The organism is Caulobacter sp. FV1ye13L (assembly GCF_058681155.1).
In genome coordinates, this window is record NZ_CM178732.1 from 2,210,689 (window position 1) to 2,228,371 (window position 17,683).

Annotated in this window: 17 protein-coding genes; 6 read left to right on the forward strand and 11 right to left on the reverse strand. The window is 69.6% G+C overall.

Translation table 11 applies throughout. The features are described from left to right. Positions 1–135 precede the first annotated feature (135 nt). Entirely contained in the window at positions 136–249 is a 114-nt protein-coding gene (locus ACW176_RS10635; protein WP_492109094.1) for a hypothetical protein, read from the reverse strand. Positions 250–839: 590 nt separating this feature from the next. After that, the gene (locus tag ACW176_RS10640) at positions 840–1,022 is read right to left on the reverse strand and encodes a hypothetical protein (protein WP_492109095.1); all 183 of its coding nucleotides are present in this window, start codon (positions 1,020–1,022) and stop codon (positions 840–842) included. Between the two features lie 146 nt (positions 1,023–1,168). On the opposite strand from ACW176_RS10640, the gene ACW176_RS10645 reads away from it, so the two are divergent. Together ACW176_RS10645 and ACW176_RS10650 are read left to right on the forward strand one after the other, a co-directional pair. Then, the gene (locus ACW176_RS10645) at positions 1,169–1,966 is read left to right on the forward strand and encodes an ATP-binding cassette domain-containing protein (RefSeq protein ID WP_492109096.1); all 798 of its coding nucleotides are present in this window, start codon (positions 1,169–1,171) and stop codon (positions 1,964–1,966) included. Continuing rightward, positions 1,959–3,506 carry an ABC transporter permease/substrate-binding protein gene (locus ACW176_RS10650; RefSeq protein ID WP_492109097.1) on the forward strand — a complete coding sequence of 516 codons (1,548 nt, stop codon included), beginning with the start codon at positions 1,959–1,961 and terminating at the stop codon, positions 3,504–3,506. Before ACW176_RS10645 ends, ACW176_RS10650 begins: the two co-directional genes overlap by 8 nt. 114 nt (positions 3,507–3,620) lie before the next feature. On the opposite strand, the gene hutU is transcribed toward ACW176_RS10650, so the two are convergent. Genes hutU through hutI form a run of 4 tightly spaced genes read right to left on the reverse strand, consistent with a single transcriptional unit; the run spans position 3,621 to position 8,831 of the window. Then, complete coding sequence (gene hutU / locus ACW176_RS10655) at positions 3,621–5,276, reverse strand: urocanate hydratase (protein WP_492109098.1); 1,656 nt, start codon at positions 5,274–5,276, stop codon at positions 3,621–3,623. Further along, complete coding sequence (gene hutG / locus ACW176_RS10660; protein WP_492109099.1) at positions 5,273–6,094, reverse strand: N-formylglutamate deformylase; 822 nt, start codon at positions 6,092–6,094, stop codon at positions 5,273–5,275. The genes hutU and hutG overlap by 4 nt, the downstream gene beginning before the upstream one ends. Next, positions 6,091–7,623: a histidine ammonia-lyase gene (gene hutH / locus ACW176_RS10665; RefSeq protein WP_492111911.1), complete on the reverse strand. Its 1,533-nt coding sequence runs from the start codon at positions 7,621–7,623 to the stop codon at positions 6,091–6,093. Before hutH ends, hutG begins: the two co-directional genes overlap by 4 nt. Positions 7,624–7,625: 2 nt before the next feature. Beyond that, positions 7,626–8,831 (reverse strand): imidazolonepropionase, encoded by a 1,206-nt coding sequence (gene hutI / locus ACW176_RS10670; protein WP_492109100.1) that lies wholly within the window; start codon positions 8,829–8,831, stop codon positions 7,626–7,628. Between the two features lie 72 nt (positions 8,832–8,903). Here hutI and ACW176_RS10675 point away from each other — a divergent pair, with 72 nt between their 5' ends. Continuing rightward, positions 8,904–10,301: a formimidoylglutamate deiminase gene (locus ACW176_RS10675; RefSeq protein WP_492109101.1), complete on the forward strand. Its 1,398-nt coding sequence runs from the start codon at positions 8,904–8,906 to the stop codon at positions 10,299–10,301. Then, positions 10,298–11,008 carry a histidine utilization transcriptional repressor HutC gene (gene hutC / locus ACW176_RS10680; protein ID WP_492109102.1) on the forward strand — a complete coding sequence of 237 codons (711 nt, stop codon included), beginning with the start codon at positions 10,298–10,300 and terminating at the stop codon, positions 11,006–11,008. Before ACW176_RS10675 ends, hutC begins: the two co-directional genes overlap by 4 nt. Before the next feature lie 45 nt (positions 11,009–11,053). Here the strand turns inward: hutC and ACW176_RS10685 are convergent, their stop codons facing one another. Further along, positions 11,054–12,547 (reverse strand): alpha/beta fold hydrolase, encoded by a 1,494-nt coding sequence (locus ACW176_RS10685; RefSeq protein WP_492109103.1) that lies wholly within the window; start codon positions 12,545–12,547, stop codon positions 11,054–11,056. Positions 12,548–12,623: 76 nt separating this feature from the next. Here ACW176_RS10685 and ACW176_RS10690 point away from each other — a divergent pair, with 76 nt between their 5' ends. Beyond that, positions 12,624–14,072: a LytTR family DNA-binding domain-containing protein gene (locus ACW176_RS10690; protein WP_492109104.1), complete on the forward strand. Its 1,449-nt coding sequence runs from the start codon at positions 12,624–12,626 to the stop codon at positions 14,070–14,072. Between the two features lie 76 nt (positions 14,073–14,148). Here the strand turns inward: ACW176_RS10690 and ACW176_RS10695 are convergent, their stop codons facing one another. From ACW176_RS10695 to ACW176_RS10705, 3 genes are all read right to left on the reverse strand, one after another. After that, positions 14,149–14,598 carry a GNAT family N-acetyltransferase gene (locus ACW176_RS10695; protein ID WP_492109105.1) on the reverse strand — a complete coding sequence of 150 codons (450 nt, stop codon included), beginning with the start codon at positions 14,596–14,598 and terminating at the stop codon, positions 14,149–14,151. Between the two features lie 13 nt (positions 14,599–14,611). Further along, positions 14,612–15,271, reverse strand: a complete 660-nt coding sequence (locus ACW176_RS10700; protein WP_492109106.1) for an alpha/beta hydrolase — start codon at positions 15,269–15,271, stop codon at positions 14,612–14,614. Between the two features lie 242 nt (positions 15,272–15,513). Next, complete coding sequence (locus ACW176_RS10705; protein ID WP_492109107.1) at positions 15,514–15,939, reverse strand: fasciclin domain-containing protein; 426 nt, start codon at positions 15,937–15,939, stop codon at positions 15,514–15,516. Between the two features lie 330 nt (positions 15,940–16,269). Here ACW176_RS10705 and ACW176_RS10710 point away from each other — a divergent pair, with 330 nt between their 5' ends. Continuing rightward, complete coding sequence (locus ACW176_RS10710; protein ID WP_419320424.1) at positions 16,270–16,785, forward strand: CBS domain-containing protein; 516 nt, start codon at positions 16,270–16,272, stop codon at positions 16,783–16,785. 61 nt (positions 16,786–16,846) lie between these two features. On the opposite strand, the gene ACW176_RS10715 is transcribed toward ACW176_RS10710, so the two are convergent. Then, positions 16,847–17,677, reverse strand: a complete 831-nt coding sequence (locus ACW176_RS10715; RefSeq protein WP_492109108.1) for a Brp/Blh family beta-carotene 15,15'-dioxygenase — start codon at positions 17,675–17,677, stop codon at positions 16,847–16,849. Between the last annotated feature and the right edge of the window lie 6 nt (positions 17,678–17,683).

Sequence of the window (17,683 nt, forward strand, 5' to 3'; positions counted from 1 at the left end):
TTAAATCTCTTGGAGGCTGCAGCGTGCTGGTCTGGAAAGGTCAGTCAAGGACCGCCTCCGGCGGCCGCGTCGCGGCGACGCGGAGCGTCGTCCTTGAGTGACCTTTCCAGACCAGCGATCGTCTCGCCGTGAGATTTAAGGATGGCTCCCTTCGCGCGAAGGAGGGGCCCGCCGCGTAGCGGTGGGAGGTTGAGGGGTTACGCTGATAGCCGGAGTGCCGGCACGCCGTCTGACGCCGTAACCCCTCACCTCCCACGCCTGCGGCGCGGGTCCCTCCTCTCCCTATGGGAGAGGGTTGGGGAATGGGGATAGCGCGCAGTCTATCCCCATTCTTTCCGGAGCAAACTCCAGCCCAATCAACCGCTTGTAAAAAACTTGATCGCGCCAATCAGACGCATCGAATCCGCCCGCATAATCATTCTCACCTGACGGCACGGGAAGGGCGCACGTACGGCGACCGTTGCGGCTGTCAGGGGTGGTCGAGCGGGGAGCGCCCGCCGTAGTCTTGAATGACAACCTCGAGCGTCTGACTGGACGGGTTCCCTGAAAGATCGGGACGAAAAACCAGCGGCTCGGGTCGGAAGGCGCAACTGGCATGGGCTGAAATCGCCCATGCGTTCCGGACGGGGTTAGCCGCCCCTCCGCCCGTCGAGGGCTTAGCTACCGGAGCGGGTTAAGACCCCGCCAGCCCGGCGACGCTCCCGAATAACGACTGCGCGGAGCGTCTGTCTTCGTCGAAACGGTACTTAGCAACACAATCATCCGGGCGAGGCCCGGACGCTCCGCGACCCTTCCCACCCCCATCGCAGCGAAAGCGCGAGGCCGCGAAGCCGTGCGCGTCAAAGCCCCGCGAAGAACTGCGGATCCAGGGCGAAGACGCCGTGGGTCAGGGCGTAGATCGCGTACCACAGGGCCGCATTGGCCACGGTCATCACCAGCACCGACAGGCCCAGCGGCCACTGGCTGGCGCGGCGCTTGGCGCGGCGCGCGTCGAAGGGGGCGGACTGCAGGGACGAGGCCATCTGTGATCTCCGATTAACCATCAACAGGATCGGGATTGAGTCGGTTCCGCACCACTGCGACATTCGCCGCGCGCCGCCTTGTCGCACCCGCGCTTTGAGTCGGCCGCGATCCGGGCCAGGGTAGGGCGCGCGCCCCCGGAGACTGCATGACCGCTCCACACCCCCTTCCTGGCGCCATCGTCCTCGACGGCATCGGCAAGACCTATGACGGCGCGCCGGTGCTGACCGGCGCCAGCCTGTCGATCGCCCGCGGCCAGTTCGTGGCCCTGGTCGGCGGATCGGGGGCGGGCAAGACCACCCTGCTCAAGACCATCAACGCCCTGATCGTTCCAACCACCGGGCGCGTGCTGATCGACGGCGAGGATGTGGCGAGCCAGCCCGGCCCGGCCCTGCGCCGCCGCATCGGCTATGTCTTCCAGGAGGTGGGCCTGTTTCCCCACATGACCGTGGCCCAGAACATCGGGATCACCCCCAGCCTGCTGGACTGGCCGGCCGAGACGATCGCGGAGCGGGTCGACACCCTGCTGGACCTGATCGCCCTACCCCGTGAGGTCGCCGCGCGTCTGCCGGCCGAACTGTCCGGCGGACAGCGCCAGCGGGTCGGCGTGGCCCGGGCGCTGGCCGCCGAGCCGTCGATCCTGCTGATGGATGAGCCGTTCGGCGCGCTGGATCCGGTGACCCGCGTGGCGTTGGCGCAAGACGTCCGGCGGCTGCATGACGCGCTGAACCTGACCACGGTGATGGTCACCCACGATGTCGGCGAGGCCTTGCTGACCGCCGACCGGATCGTGATCATGGCGGCCGGAGAGCGAGGGGGCGAGATCATCGCCGACGACACGCCCGCCGCCCTGCTGTCGGGCGGTCATGCCGATCCCCGCGTCGCCGCCCTGATCGACGCCCCGCGCCGTCAGGCCGAGAAACTGGCGAGGCTCGCTCATGGATGATCGCCTGCATCAGGCCCTGGCCCTGCTGCCCGAGCGGCTGGGCTGGCACGTGGCCCTGTCGGCGGCGGCGCTGGGCCTGGGTCTGCTGATCGCCCTGCCGCTGGGGGTGCTGGCCGCCCGCAATCCCCGCCTGCGCTGGATCGCGCTGGCGGGCGCCGGTCTGATCCAGACCATTCCCAGCCTGGCCCTGCTGGCCCTGTTCTTCCCGCTGCTGCTGCTGCTTTCGGGCCTGTCGCTGAAGCTGACCGGCCATGGCTTTTCGGCCCTGGGCTTCCTGCCGTCGCTGCTGGCCCTGACCCTGTATTCGATGCTGCCGATCCTGCGGAACACGGCGGCGGGCCTGACCGGCGTCGACCCGGCCGTGGTCGAGGCGGCGCGCGGCGTCGGCATGACCGACCGCCAGAGGCTGTGGCGCGTGGAGCTGCCCCTGGCCCTGCCGGTGATCATGGCCGGGGTGCGGACGGCGGCGGTATGGACCATCGGCGCGGCCACCCTCTCGACCCCGGTCGGCCAGACCTCGCTGGGCGACTACATCTTCTCGGGGCTGCAGACCGAGGACTGGGTGGCGGTGCTGGTCGGCTGCGCGGCCTCCGCCGTGCTGGCCATGGTGGTCGACCAGCTGCTGGGCCTGATCGAGAGTGGCGTCGGCCGTCGGGTGCGTGGTCGCTGGATCGCCGGCGTGGCCGGCCTGGCCCTCGGCCTCGCCGCAGCGCTGGCGCCCCTGGCCGGCGTGGCGTTGAGCCGGGGCCAGCCCAGCTACGTGATCGGGGCCAAGAACTTCTCCGAGCAATATGTGCTGGCCGAGCTGATGGCGATGCGGGTCGAGGCGCGCGGCGGGCGGGTCGAGCGCAAGATCAATCTCGGTTCGGCGGTGGCCTATCGTGCCCTGGCGGCCGGCGAGATCGACGCCTATGTCGACTATTCCGGCACCCTCTGGGCCAATGTGCTGGGCCGCAAGGACAATCCCGGCCGGCAGGCGGTGCTGGATCAGTTGCGCACCGGCCTGAACGACCGCGACGGCGTGGTGCTGCTGGCCCCGCTGGGCTTCGAGAACGCCTACGCCCTGGCCATGCGTCGCGACACCGCCGAGCGGCTGGGGATCAGGACCCTGGCCGACCTCGCCGCCCGGGGCGGAGGCCTGACCATGGGCGGCGACCTGGAGTTCTTCTCCCGCCCCGAATGGAAGAGCGTCGAGACCGCCTATGGCCTGAGCTTCAAGGCCCGCCGCCAGTTCCAGCCCACCTTCATGTACCGCGCCCTGGCCTCGGGCGAGGCCGATGTGATCTCGGCCTTTTCCAGCGACGGGCGGATCGCGGCCGATGACCTGGTGCTGCTGGGCGACCCCAAGGGGGCCCTGCCGCCCTATGACGCGGTGATCCTGATCTCGCCCAAGCGGGCGGGGGACCGGCGGCTGACCGGAGCGCTGTCGCCGCTGGCGGGGAGCATCGACGTGAAGCGCATGCAGACGGCCAACTACGCGGTGGACCGCGATGCGAACAAGCTCAGCGCGGCGGAGGCGGCGAAGATGCTGGCGAATTAGATGCTCCCCCTCTGGGGGAGCTGTCGCGGAGCGACTGAGGGGGCCTTCTGGGCCTATGCCGCGCTAGCCCCCTCCGGCCCTCTGGGCCACCTCCCCCAGTGGGGGAGGATCTGCCTAAAGAATCCCCGGCAGATCCAACCCCTTCTCCCGGGCGCAATCCAGCGCGATCTCATACCCCGCATCGGCGTGGCGCATGACCCCGCTGGCAGGGTCGTTCCACAGCACCCGGGCCAGCCGCCTGGCGGCGGCCTCGGTGCCGTCGGCCACGATGACCATGCCGGCGTGCTGCGAGAAGCCCATGCCCACCCCGCCGCCATGGTGCAGCGACACCCATGTGGCGCCCGAGGCCGTGTTCAGCAGGGCGTTGAGCAGCGGCCAGTCCGACACCGCGTCGGATCCATCACGCATCGCCTCGGTCTCGCGATTGGGCGAGGCGACCGAGCCGCTGTCCAGATGATCGCGGCCGATGACGACGGGCGCTTTGAGCTCGCCGCTGGCGACCATCGCGTTGAAGGCCAAGCCCAGCCGGTGGCGGTCCCCCAGGCCCACCCAGCAGATCCGGGCGGGCAGGCCCTGGAACTTGATCTTCTCGGCCGCCATGTCGAGCCAGTTGTGCAGGTGGCGATTGTCGGGGATCAGTTCCTTCACCTTGGCGTCGGTGCGGGCGATGTCTTCGGGATCGCCCGACAGCGCCGCCCAGCGGAACGGCCCGATGCCCCGGCAGAACAGCGGGCGGATATAGGCCGGCACGAAGCCGGGGAAATCGAAGGCGTTGGTCACGCCTTCCTCCAGCGCCATCTGGCGGATGTTGTTGCCATAGTCGACGGTCGGCACCCCGGCGGCCTGGAAGTCGAGCATGGCCTGGACGTGCACGGCCATCGAGGCGCGGGCGGCGCGGTTGACGCCGTCCGGGTCGCGCTCCTTGGCGGTCGCCCACTGCTCGAGCGTCCAGCCGGCCGGAAGATAGCCGTTGATCGGGTCGTGGGCGCTGGTCTGGTCGGTCAGCAGGTCGGGCCGAACGTCGCGCTGGAACATCTCCGGCAACAGCTCGGCGGCGTTGCCCAGCAGGCCGACCGAGATCGGGCTCTTGGCGTCGGCGATCCAGGCCAGGGCTTCGTCGAGGCTGTTGGTCGACCGGTCCAGATACCCGGTGCGCAGCCGCATCTCGATCCGCGAAGGCTGGCACTCGATGGCCAGGCACGAGGCGCCGGCCATCACCGCCGCCAGGGGCTGGGCCCCGCCCATGCCGCCCAGGCCGGCCGTCAGCAGCCACTTGCCCGACAGGTCGCCGCCATGGTGCTGGCGGCCCATCTCGACAAAGGTCTCATAGGTGCCCTGCACGATGCCCTGGGCGCCGATATAGATCCACGAGCCGGCGGTCATCTGGCCGTACATGGCCAGGCCCTTGCGATCGAGCTCGTTGAAATGCTCCCAGGTCGCCCAGCGCGGCACCAGGTTCGAATTGGCGATCAGCACCCGGGGCGCATCGCTGTGGGTCTTGAACACCCCGACCGGCTTGCCGGACTGGACCAGCAGGGTCTCGTCGTCCTCCAGCCGCCGCAGGGTCTCGACGATCCTGTCAAAGCTCTCCCAGTCCCGCGCCGCCCGGCCGATGCCGCCATAGACCACCAGCTCCTCGGGCCGCTCGGCGACGTCGGGATGCAGGTTGTTCATCAGCATCCGCAGAGGCGCCTCAGTCAGCCAGGACTTGGCGGACAGCTCGGTTCCGGTGGCGGCGCGGATGACGCGGCTGTTGTCGATGCGGGTCATGCAGGGGGTCTCGCAAAGGCGATGCAGGCGGAAAGGACGTCGCCCAACGCCGCGCGCATCGGCGCGGCCTGGTCGGGACGATAGGGAGCGGGCCAGGTTTCGGGCGTCGGCGCCTGCGCCGGGTCGTCCATATAGCCTCGGCAGGCCAGCTCCATCTGGATGGCGTGGACGCCCTTCGACGGCTGGCCGTAGTGGCGCGTGGTCCAGCCGCCCTTGAAGCGACCGTTGGTGACGCGGCTGAGGCCGGAGGCGTCGCAGGCCGCCTCGACCGCCGCCGTCAGGGCGGGATCGCAGCTGCCGCCGCTGTTGGTGCCGAGGTTGAACTGCGGCAGCTGGCCGTCGAACAGGCGCGGAACGAGCGAGCGGATCGAATGGGCCTCGTAGAGCACAACGCGGTCATGGCTTTGCCGCAGCCGGGCGATCTCGTCGGTCAGCGCCGCGTGATAGGGCTCGAAATAGGCGGCGCGGCGGCGGGCGATCTCGGCGTCGTCCGGCGCCTGGCCATCGCGATACAGCGGCTCGCCGTCGAAGGTCGTGCTCGGGCAAAGCTCGGTGGTCGTCTGGCCCGGATAGAGCGAGGCGCCGGACGGGTCGCGGTTGACGTCGATCACCGTGCGCGAGATCGCCGTGCGGATCACGGTGGCGCCGAGGTCGGTCGCGAAGTCATAGAGCCGGTCCACCCACCAGTCAGCGTCCTTGCGGGCCAGCCAGGGCGAGACGAGGCGGGCCTCGATCTCCGGCGGGATCTCGGTTCCGGTGTGCGGCAGGCTGACGATCAGCGGGGCGTCGCCGCGCGTGATCTGGAGCCAGGACATCACACCACCCCCGGCAGGTCGCTCGCCGCCGCGATCACCGCGCCGGAGCGGACCAGCAGGTTGGCGGCCTCCATGTCGGGGTGGAAATGCCGGTCGTCTTCCAGATGCGGCACCTGCTTGCGCACCAGCCCCCGTACCGCCTCCAGCACCTCGCTCGACTTCAGCGGGGCATGGAAATCGCAGCCCTGGGCGGCCGCCAGCAGCTCGATGCCGATCACCGCCGTGGCGCTCTCGACCATGGCCAGCAGGCGCCGGGCGCCGTGGGCGGCCATCGAGACGTGATCTTCCTGGTTGGCCGAGGTCGGGATCGAGTCGACGCTGGCCGGATAGGCCTTCTGCTTGTTCTCCGACACCAGGGCGGCGGCGGTGACCTGCGGGATCATGAAGCCGGAGTTGAGGCCCGGCTTGGGCGTCAGGAAGGCCGGCAGGCCCGACAGGGCCGGGTCGACCAGCATGGCGATGCGACGCTCGGCGATCGAGCCGATCTCGCAGACGGCCAGGGCGATCATGTCGGCCGCGAAGGCCACGGGCTCGGCGTGGAAATTGCCGCCCGACAGCGCCTCGTCGCCGCCCTCCACGTCGCTGGGGAAGATCAGCGGATTGTCCGACACGCCGTTGGCCTCGGTGGCCAGGGTGGTCGCCGCCTGTTTCAGCACGTCCAGCGCCGCGCCCATCACCTGGGGCTGGCAGCGCAGGCAATAGGGATCCTGGACCCGCTCGTCCTCCTTCAGGTGCGAGGCGCGGATGGCCGATCCGGCCATCAGGCTGCGCAGGGCGGCGGCGGTTTCGATCTGGCCGACATGGCGGCGCAGCAGGTGGATGCGCGGGTCGAACGGCGTGTCCGAACCCTTGGCGGCTTCGGTCGACAGGGCGCCGGTGATCAGGGCCGACTGGAACAGCAGCTCGGCCTCGAACAGGGCGGCCAGGGCGTTGGCGTTGGAGAACTGGGTGCCGTTCAGCAGGGCCAGACCCTCCTTGGGGCCCAGCACCAGCGGCGTCAGGCCGGCGTCGTCTAGGGCCTGGGCGGCGGGAACGCGGACGCCGTCGACGAAGATCTCGCCCACGCCGATCATGGTCGCGGCCATGTGGGCTAGCGGGGCCAAGTCGCCCGAGGCCCCGACCGAGCCCTGGCAGGGGACTGCCGGCGTCAGGTTCTGGACCAGCATGGCTTCCAGCAGCTTCACGGTTTCGACCCGCACGCCCGAGGCGCCCTGGGCCAGGCTGGCCAGCTTCAGGGCCATCATCAGCCGGATCACGGCAACCGGCGACGGCTCGCCCGTGCCGGCGGCGTGGGAGAGCACGATGTTGCGTTGCAGCCGTTCCAGGTCCTCGTCGCCGATGCGGACACTGGCCAGTTTGCCAAAGCCGGTATTGATCCCGTAGACCGGCTCGCCTTGGGCCAGGATGCGCTCCACAGCCCGGGCGCTCTCCTCGATCACCGGCCAGGCGTCGTCATGTAGCCGGGCGGGTTCGCCGCGATAGACCTTCTTCCACTCCATCAGGAAGACTTCGCCGGGATGCAGAACAACCATGGTCAATGACCCTTCCAGACGCGGGCATGCAGCGGGTTGAAGCCCATGCGATAGACAAGTTGCGCGGGACGCTCGATGTCCCAGATGGCCAGGTCGCAGGCCTTGCCCGCCTGCAGCGTGCCCCGGTCAGCCAGCAGGCCCAGCGCCCGGGCGGCCTCGCGGGTGAAGCCGGCCAGGCACTCTTCGACGGTCATGCGAAACAGGGTGGCGGCCATGTTCATGACCAGCAGCGGCGAGGTCATCGGCGAGGTGCCGGGGTTGCAGTCGGTGGCCAGGGCCATCGGCACCCCGGCCGCGCGCAGGGCCTCGATCGGCGGCAGCTTGTGCTCGCGCGTGAAATAGAAGGCCCCGGGCAGCAGGGTCGCCACCGTACCGGCGGCGGCCATGGCCTCGACGCCGGGCTGATCCAGATGTTCCAGGTGATCGGCCGACAGGGCCCAGAACTCGGCGGCCAGGGCTGCGCCGTTCTGGTTGGACAGCTGCTCGGCGTGGATCTTGATCTTCAGGCCCCGTTTGTGGGCGGCCTCGAACACCCGCCTTGTCTGGGCCGGTGTGAAGCCGATGCCCTCGCAGAACACATCGACCGCCTCGGCCAGCTTCGCGTCCGCGACGGCGGGGATCATCTGCTTGCAGACCAGGTTGATATAGCCGTCAGGATCACCCTTGAACTCGGGCGGCAGGGCATGGGCGCCCAGCAGGGTGGTGCGGATATCGATCGAGCGGCAGTCGGCCAGGGCGCGGGCGGCGCGAAGACACTTCAGCTCGTCGTCCAGCGACAGGCCGTAGCCGGACTTGATCTCGACCGTCGTCACACCTTCAGCGATCAGGGCGTCCAGGCGGGGCAGGGCGGTGGCGACCAGTTGCTGTTCGGACGCCGCGCGGGTGGCGGTCATGGTCGAGACGATGCCGCCGCCGGCCCGGGCGATGTCCTCATAGGAGGCGCCGGCCAGGCGCAGCTCGAACTCGTGGGCGCGGTCGCCGGCAAAGACCAGATGGGTGTGGGGATCGATCAGGCCGGGGGTGATCCAGCGGCCCTCGCAGTCGACGATTTCGGCGGCTTCGAAGGCAGGGGCGTCGGCCACCTCGCCGGCATAGACGATGCGGCCATCACGGGCCGCCACCACGCCGCGCTCGACGAGTCCCAGGCCCTCGCGCGCCGGATCAAGGGTGGCGAGCCGGCAGTTTGTCCACAGTGTGTCGCACTGCATTCCGCCCGCCTCCCTCTCTTGCGGCAGTGTTCAATATGTATAGACATATTAGCAAGCGAGGAGCCCTGTCCAGTGACCGACACGCAGATTCCCCAAGCCCCCATGGACACGGGCGCGACCGTTGTCTGGTGCGAGAGCGCGCTGCTGGCCGACGGCTGGGCGCGAAGTGTCAGGCTGACCCTGTCGGATGGTCGCATCGCCCGCATCGACACTGACGTCCCCGCCGGCGACGCCACCCGCCTGGGCGCGGCCCTGCCGGGGCTGGCCAATGTTCACAGCCACGCCTTCCAGCGGGCCATGGCCGGCCTGGCCGAAGCGCGGGGCGATACCGGCGACAACTTCTGGACCTGGCGCGAGGTGATGTACCGCTTCCTGGGCCGGCTGGGTCCGGACGAGGTTCAGACCATCGCCGCCATGGGCCAGATCGAGATGCTGGAGGGCGGCTTCACCCGCGTGGGCGAGTTCCACTATCTGCACCACGACCCGGCGGGCGGGTTCTATGACGACCCCGCCGAGATGGCCGTGCGCATCGCGGCGGCCGCCGACGAGACGGGCATCGGCCTGACCCTGCTGCCGGTGTTCTACGCCCATTCCAACTTCGGCGGCGCGCCGCCCACGGATGGGCAGAAGCGCTTTATCCACGACGTCGACGGCTTTGCGCGGCTGGTCGAGCGTTGCCGCGAGATCGTGTCCGACGCGCCCGACGCGGTGGTCGGCATCGCGCCCCACAGCCTGCGCGCGGTAACGGCCGAGGAGCTCGACGCCATCCTGCCCCTGGCCGGCGACGGTCCGATCCACATGCATGTGGCCGAGCAAACCAAGGAGGTCGACGACTGCCTGGCCGCCACCGGCCAGCGTCCGGTGCGCTGGCTGATGAACCACACGCCGGTCGACAAGCGCTGGTGCCTGATCCACGCCACCCACATCAACGCCATGGAGACCGAGCGCCTGGCCAAGAGCGGCGCGGTGGCGGGCCTGTGCCCGGTCACCGAGGCCAATCTGGGCGACGGCGTTTTCCCGACCCACGACTATCTGGCGGCCGGCGGAACGTTTGGCCTGGGCACCGACTCCAACATCCTGATCGATGCGGCCGAGGAGGTGCGGGCCCTGGAATACGCCCAGCGCCTGACCCGTCGGGCTCGCAACGTCCTGGCCGGCGGACCCCGGCGCTCGACCGGCGGCGAGCTTTGGCGCGGCGCCTGCGCGGGCGGCGCCCAGGCCCTGGGCGCGGGGCGAGGCGGGCTGAAGCGCGGCGCGGCGGCCGACTTCATCACCCTGGACGCCGAGCATCCCGCCCTGATCGGACGCGAGGGCGACACCCTGATCGACAGCCTGGTCTTCGCCGGCCGCCACGGCGCCATCGACACCGTCTGGCGGCAGGGCCGGCAGGTGGTCGCGGGCGGTCGCCACCATGCCCGCGAGGCGGTGACCGCGCGCTATCGCCTGACCCTGGAGGCCCTGCTGGCATGAGTTCGGCTCCGCTGCACCAGCGCATTCGCGGCGACATCGAGGACCGCATCCGCTCGGGCGACTGGCCGCCGGGCCACCGCGTGCCGTTCGAGACCGAGCTGATGGCGCAGTATGGCTGCGCCCGCATGACGGTCAGCAAGGCCATGGCGGCCTTGGTCGAGGCCGGCCTGATCGTGCGCCGCAAGCGTGCCGGCTCGTTCGTGGCCCGGCCCAGGGTGCATGCCCCGGTGCTCAACATCCCCGACATCCAGTCGGCCATTCTGTCGCGCGGCGAGACCTATGCCTTCCGCCTGCTGTCGAGCCGTACGCGCGGCGCCGAGCGGGGCAATGCCGACGAGCGCGAGCTGGCGGCCGGCGGCAAGCTGCTAGCGCTGGAAGGCGTCCACGACGCCGGCGGCCGGCCCTTCGCCCTGGAGCGCCGCCTGATCAGCCTGAAGACCGCGCCGGGCGCCGCGACCGCCGACCTGTCAGCCACGCCGCCCGGCGCCTGGCTGCTGGAACACGTCGCCTGGACCGAGGCCGAAAGCCGGATCAGCGCCGTCAACGCCGATGCCGAGGTCGCTGCCCTGCTTGACCTGGACGAAGGCGGCGCCTGTCTGGTCGTCGACCGCCGCACCTGGCGCGCCGGCGAGCACGTCACCCGTGTGCGGCAGGTCTTCCCCGGCGAGGCTTACGACCTGGTGGCGCGGTTCGGGCCGGGGACCTAGCGCCCCCCCCCGCCAGGTTCCGGATGTCTCGAATAGGCCGCCCGATCACGCCAGCTTGAACTGCGGCGGCGGCAGGCTCAGGCGGGTGTCGGCCACGGCTTCACCCCGGAAGAACCGCACCAGCAGCCCCTGCACGTCGGGATGGGCCTCGAAGACATTGTGGCCGGCGTTCTCGACGATCACCCGGGATTTGCGCCGGAACTGGGCGGCCACCTCGTCCTGCTCGGGCATCGGCGTGCGGCCGTCCAGCGTTCCGGCGACCAGCAGGGCGGGATGGTCGATGCGGAGCGGCGCCCGGAAGCCTTCGCCGAGGTCCGCGCCCGGGACCGCGCCCAGCAGCTGCGGCATCGGGAAGTTCAGCGCCGCGCCCAGCACGGCGGTCTTGGCTTCGCGTTGCACCAGGGCCAGCCGGGCCGGCGAGATCCCCGAGGCCAGATCCGTGGCCTCCGGCATGCCGGCAATGCCGAGAAGGCCGGCGAATTCGTTCGCGAAGGGCTTCAGCACGTCGGTCTGACCGGCGTCGAGCGCCAGGTAGAGCCCCGGCAGCATCACCAGGGTCTGCGGATTGGCGATCAGCCCGCCCGACATCAGCTGAATAGCGAAGCCGCCAATTCGCAATTCGACCGGCGCGCCGTTCAGCGTGGCGGTCAGGCTGATGGGCGCCGCTTCCAGCTTGGCGTGCACCCGTCGCATCAGGGCCGGCAGGTCGGGGATCGCCGCGCGGACGGCGGGATCGGCGGCCAGCAGGCCATCCACCTGGCGCAGAAGGGCGTCGATCGCCGCCGGCCGCTTCACCGTCTGGTCCTGGCCCTCCAGGCTGGCCAGGGCCACGCGGCTCACACGGTCGCCGTGCCGCTTGAGCATGCTCAGCGCCAGGTGCGTGCCATAGCTGATGCCCCAGAGGTCGACCTTTTCCGCGCCCAGGTGGCGTCGCAGGTCGTCGATGTCGTCGGCGTTCTGTTCGGTGTTATAGCCCGTCATGGCCACGCCGGCCTTGGTCCAGTCGGCCCAGGCCTCCTGGAAGTCCTGGCGGAAATAGGCGCTCAGCCCGGCTTCCGTGAACACCGGCGGCGGGCGCGTCGAGGCCGGCCGCTCCGGGATGGCGTTGGACAGGCCCGTGCCCCGCTGGTCGAAGGCGATGACGTCGGCCACCTCACGCAGGGCCATAAAGATCGGAAAGCGCGGTCCGCCCGCCGCCTGCGTCGCCCGGCCGCCCGGTCCGCCCGCCAGGTAGATGATCGGCGGTCCCGGCCTGGCCGCGGTGGAGGCAAAGCGGACATAGCTCAGCCGGATCTTCCGCGAGCCGGGATCGCGGCGATCCTCGGGGACCTCGAAGAAGTCGCGCTCGGCGTCGGTCTCAGCGCCCCGCCAGCCCTTGAAACGGATGGGGCCGGCCTGGGTCGGAGATGTCGCCGGAGCAGAGCTCTGGGCGAAGGCCAGGGTCGGAAGAACGAGGCCGGCGGCGGCGAGCAGGGCGCGGCGATGGAGCGATGTGTGGGTCATGCCGACAGCTGAGCCGCCCGCAGCGCCGTCCGCCACGCCGCTTCGGTCAATGGCGCCTCCTCCTCGGCGAATGGCGGAGCATCTCGGTCAGCGGCGCCCTAAGAAGGGGGTCATGTGGCGAATCCTGATCCTCACCGTCCTGCTGACCGGTCTCGCGACCCTGGCCCGCGCCCAGGATACAGCCTGGCAGGCCTGCCATGGCGCGCTCGGCCCGAGCGGTCCCGTGCTGAGCGACTGCCGCCCGGTCCAGGATTTTGTCGATCCCCAGGGGCGGGAGCTCTGGGTCCGCTCCACGATCGATGCCCCGAACCTGGCCTTGGGCGACACCCGGCCGCGCGCCCTCTATCTGGCGGGCGTCGCCTCGTCCGAGGCCTGGCTCAACGGTCAGCGCCTGGGCGCCAACGGCCGTCCCGGCGCGACGGCGCGGGACGAGGTCCCCGGGCGCTACCAGGCAATCTTCCCCATCCGCGAGACCACCTGGCGGACCGGGGAGAATGTTCTGGTGCTGCACCTGTCGTCCTTCCATGGCGGCCTGCGGTTCGCCCGCCCGATGAGCGCCATGGGTGTCTGGCCCTATCCGTTTCCGCAGCGCACCGCGCTGCTGGCCGTTACCTTCGTGGCGTCAGGCGCTCTGCTGGCGGCGGCGTTCGGCTTCGGCGTTATCCACGCCCTGCGTCGCACGGGGTCCAGTCTCACGCTGGCCGCCATGGCCGGGGTTGCGGCCGTGCAGGCCATCGTCGAGAGCCTTAGGCCGTTGTTCGACTACCCCTATCCGCTGCACGCCTGGCGGATGAGCGCGATCTGGCTGCTGGCGGCGGCCTTTGCGGTGCTGCTGGTGAGCTATGTCTCCACCCGGTTCCTGCCCAGGGGGCGCGCCCTGATGATCGGCCTGGCCCTGGGTGTGGTCGGCGCCACGGCCCTGCTTCCGGGCTTCGATATCAAGACGGCCTGGGCGCTGATCCTGGGGGTGGCGCTGGCCGCCCTGCCAGCCGCAGCGGGCGTACGTGGCAAACGCTCCGGCGCGCGGCTGACCCTGGCCTATCTGGCGCTGTTCCTCGCCCTGGCCCTCGGGTTCCCCGAATGGCTGGCCGACCTCTCCTTCTTCCTGCTCGCCGCCGGCCTGGTGCTGCCTTTGCTGGTGGTCGAGCTGGTGCGGCTGGGCCGGGACGACCGGGGCCGGGAAGCCGCCCTGACCCGCGCCGCCAGCCGCCCCGACCGCCTGACCGTGGCCTCGGCGCGAGGCGTCGAGCTGGCGCCGATCGCGGAGATCCTGGCGGTGGTGGGGGCCGATGACTATGTCGAGCTGCGGATGGTCGGCGGCCGCAGCCTGCTGCACGCCGCTCGCCTCGACGGGCTGTCGACCCAGTTGCCGGGCAGTTTCCTGCGCATCCACCGCTCGGTGATCGCCAACCTGGCCCACGTGCAGCGTCTGGAGCGCGACGGCGACCGCTGGCGGCTGCACCTGAGCGAGGGCGCGCCCCTGCCTGTCAGCCGTTCGCGCCAGCCAGCCCTGCGCGAGGCGCTGGACGCTCCTCCCCCTGTGGGGACGGTGTCGAGGTAACACGCAACGCGCCATCGGCGTTTTGTCACGACCGGTGGCCAGGCCTCTTCACCGCTCCAATGTCCGGTTCTGACGTTCAGCTGCGCTTTCTAAGAGCTCGACTGAAAACCTCGCCGCTTTCGACAAAGCCCGTGGCCAGACAAAACGTGCGCAGGTCTCCTGGCTCGATCGGCGGGTGAAGCACAAGCTCGCCGCACCCCGCAGAGCGGGCGGCCTGGGAGGCGGCCTTGAGAAGCAGCCGTGCGACTCCGTTTCGACGCCGGTCTGGATCGACGAAGAGCATGGAGATCCACCCCACCTTCAGGTCGGCCGTGAGCACCGAATGCCAATGCGCCGCGATGACGCCCGAGGGCGGGCCCCATTCGTCGGCGATCAGCAGGACGCCGGGTTGGTCCTGAATGGCCCTGAGGCGCCGGGCAAGTTGCTCCCGGGCAAGGGTCGGGCCTGCGGCTTTGAGCAGTTGCGCCAATCCGTCCACGTCGCCGCTGTCGGCGGCGCGAATGGACAGGCCGTAGCGGCTCGACATGGCGGTTTGCCCCTCAGGCGAGGCGGTCGATCAGGAAACGCCCGCCGAGCTGGAGGCCGGGTTCATCGATGCTGTGGCCAAGACCGGGCGAAACGTGGGCGGCGACATTGAAGTCCAGGCCTTTGAGCTGGAGCTGGGCGTGATGCAGCGCTTCGACGGGCAGGACATCGTCGCGGTCGCCGTGGACGAGGAGAATGGGTGGCCTGGTCGCGACCTCGGCGGCCAGGGCGTCCGGGTCGGCCAGCATGCCGGAGAAGCCGATGACGCCGGCCAGGGCCTTGGCCCGGCGCGGTCCGACATGCAGCGCCATCATCGAGCCCTGGCTGAACCCGACCAGGGCCAGCCTGTCTTCGCTGAGGCCATGGGCCGCGAGCTGGGCGTCGATATAGGCGTTCAGGGCCGGGGCCGAGACGCGGACGCCCGCCGCGCGCGCTGCGGGCGTCAGGCTGGTCAGGGGCCACCACTGTCGACCGTAGGGAACGCCGTCGCAGGGCTGAGGCGCGTCGGGCGCGAGGAACAGCGTGTCGGGCAGGGCAGAGGCCCAGTAGGGCGCCAGGTCGATCAGGTCCGCGCCGTTCGATCCGTAGCCGTGCAGGAAGATCACCAGGGATTTGGCCGGGCCGCCCGAGATGGGCGCCGCGCGGGGACCGTCGAGCGTGGGGATCTGGGTCATGGCGGTTCCTGGTCGGGTCGGCTCGGCTGGGGCGATCCTTATAGCCGCGCGGACGCGGCGGCGTCGCGCGCCAAGACTTGACCGGGGCGTTGTCAGGATCGCTTTGCGGCTTTCGGATTGGTCTTCACCATCATCAGATAGCCCGCGATCCCCATCTCATCGGCGTGGGCGCACCATCTCGGAGATCATCCGTGATGCTCACGGCAACCGAGGGCGAACCCCCGATTGCCGCAGCAGGACCCTTAGGCCTTGGGCAGGAGCACGGCGTCGATCACGTGGATGACGCCATTGGTGCAGGCGATATCGGCAGTCACAACCTTGGCGCCATTGACCGTCACGCCATCGGCGCCGTCGACGTGCACGGTTGCGCCACCGGCGGTCACCGCATCCATCACCTTGCCCGTGACGTCCGCAGCCATCACCTGGCCGGGCAGGACGTGGAGCAGCAGGATCGCCGTCAGCTTGTCCTTGTTCTCGGGCTTGACGAGGTCTTCGACCGTGCCGGCCGGCAGCGCAGCAAACGCTTCATCCGAGGGGGCGAAGACCGTGAACGGGCCGGCGCTCTTCAGCGTCTCGACCAGACCGGCGGCCGTGACTGCGGCGACCAGCGTCGTGAAGGCGCCGGCGGCAACGGCGGTATCGACGATATCGTGCGTTTGATCAGTCATGTTGGGTTCCTTTGGAACGATCGGCATCGGGGAGGGAAAAGCGATCTTCAGCGACACAAGGCGCGCCGCAGATCGGAGGTAGGGAAGCGCTTGCATCGATACGGCGCGAGCGTGTCGCCACCGCAGGGCGCAAGTCCCACAGATCCCCGCAGCGGCCCATACGGGCTTTGGGCCATCTGGTAACCGCGGCAATCCGCCATCACGGTCAGGCGTCCTGCGAACAGGCGAACCATCGTGCCCCCTGGGCAAACCGGCCATCGCCAGATGCGATGGGAGACGGTGTTGGCCGCCTCTTCGTCCTGACCCCATCATCGCCCAGGAGAGATTGCCGTGAAGATCAAGGACAGGCCGGAGTTTCGGAGCAAGGCCGCAGTACTGACGTTCGGGCCAGATGTGCCGGTCGCCGAGGCCGTCGCCGTGATGAGCGAGCGCAACTACGGGGCTGCGGTCATCGTCGGCCCCGACCGCAAACCGCTCGGTATCGTCACGGAACGCGATTTCATGCGCCGTCTGCTCAACAAGCGGATGAACCCGGACGAGACGACCCTCTCCCAGATCATGACGACGGATCTGAAGATGGCCAGGGCCGACGACGACCTTCTCGACTGGCTCCGCATCATGTCCAACGAGAGATTTCGCCACCTGCCGGTGGTCGACGACCAGGGCGTGATCATCAGTATGATGAGCCAGGGCGACTTCGTGAGCTATACTTGGCCAGAACTGATGGGGCGACTGAAAGAACAGGCCCGGGCCACGTTCAATGTCAGTCCCTCGCTGGTGATGATTATCGCCTGTGTCGCCATCTTCGCGGCCTGGTCCGTGACGATCTTCGCGCAACTTCGCTGATTGACCGGGACGATCGGAGCGAGACAGGCCTGCCACCCATGGGGTGGCAGGCCTGTCTTGATCAGCGCCTGGCCGCAGCACGCACCCTTCGCTCCAGCCAATGCGACAATAGCAGGTGCGGGGCGGCGACGGCGGCGAGCAGCTGAAAGGCTTGCGACGTCAAGTTCGCGTCGACCCTGAACGGGAACAGCACCTGCAGCGCCAGCCACCCCACGATCGTGGCGCCTGACAGCAAACCGCCTGTCGCGATCCAGCGCGACCGTGACATGTCGCTTAGCGCACCGCGCGCCTTATCCAGGTGCAGTGGCGAGTGCAGGAACACAAAAAACAGGGCGAAGCCAATCACGGGCGGGACGACCGCGAGCACGACGAGGCAGAGCGTCATCGCTGTAGCCCACGTCCGGGACCCGCCTAGCCAGGCTGCTGCGATGCCGACGGCGGCGACCAGCAATGTCACGGGCGCGGCTGCAGAAATGACGCGGACCAATAGCGTCGCTCGCTCATCGCTCATCGCGACAAACAGGGCCGCCACCGCCGTTGGATGGCTGATGGTCGGCACGGTGATCACTGCTACCCCTGCCGCGATGCGCAGCAGCGGCGCTTCAAGCATTTGCCAATCGTCGCCGAAATGCACAGCCGAGATCGACAGGAACAGGACCAGCGCCAACAGGGGCAATGTCATCCACAGCAGCGCCATAGCGACGGCGATCGCGACGTAGCCGCCGATCACGAGCACCAGCACGCGCCGCCCCGGCGCGATGGCTCTGCGCAGCAAGGCGATATCGTAGGCGCCGTGTGGCAGGCCGCCGCCCAGAAACAGGGCCGTGGCGGCCGTAACCGCCAACGACTGTCCCAGCGGAGCGCCCAGCAAGGCAGCCAGCAGCAGTGCCACTGCGAC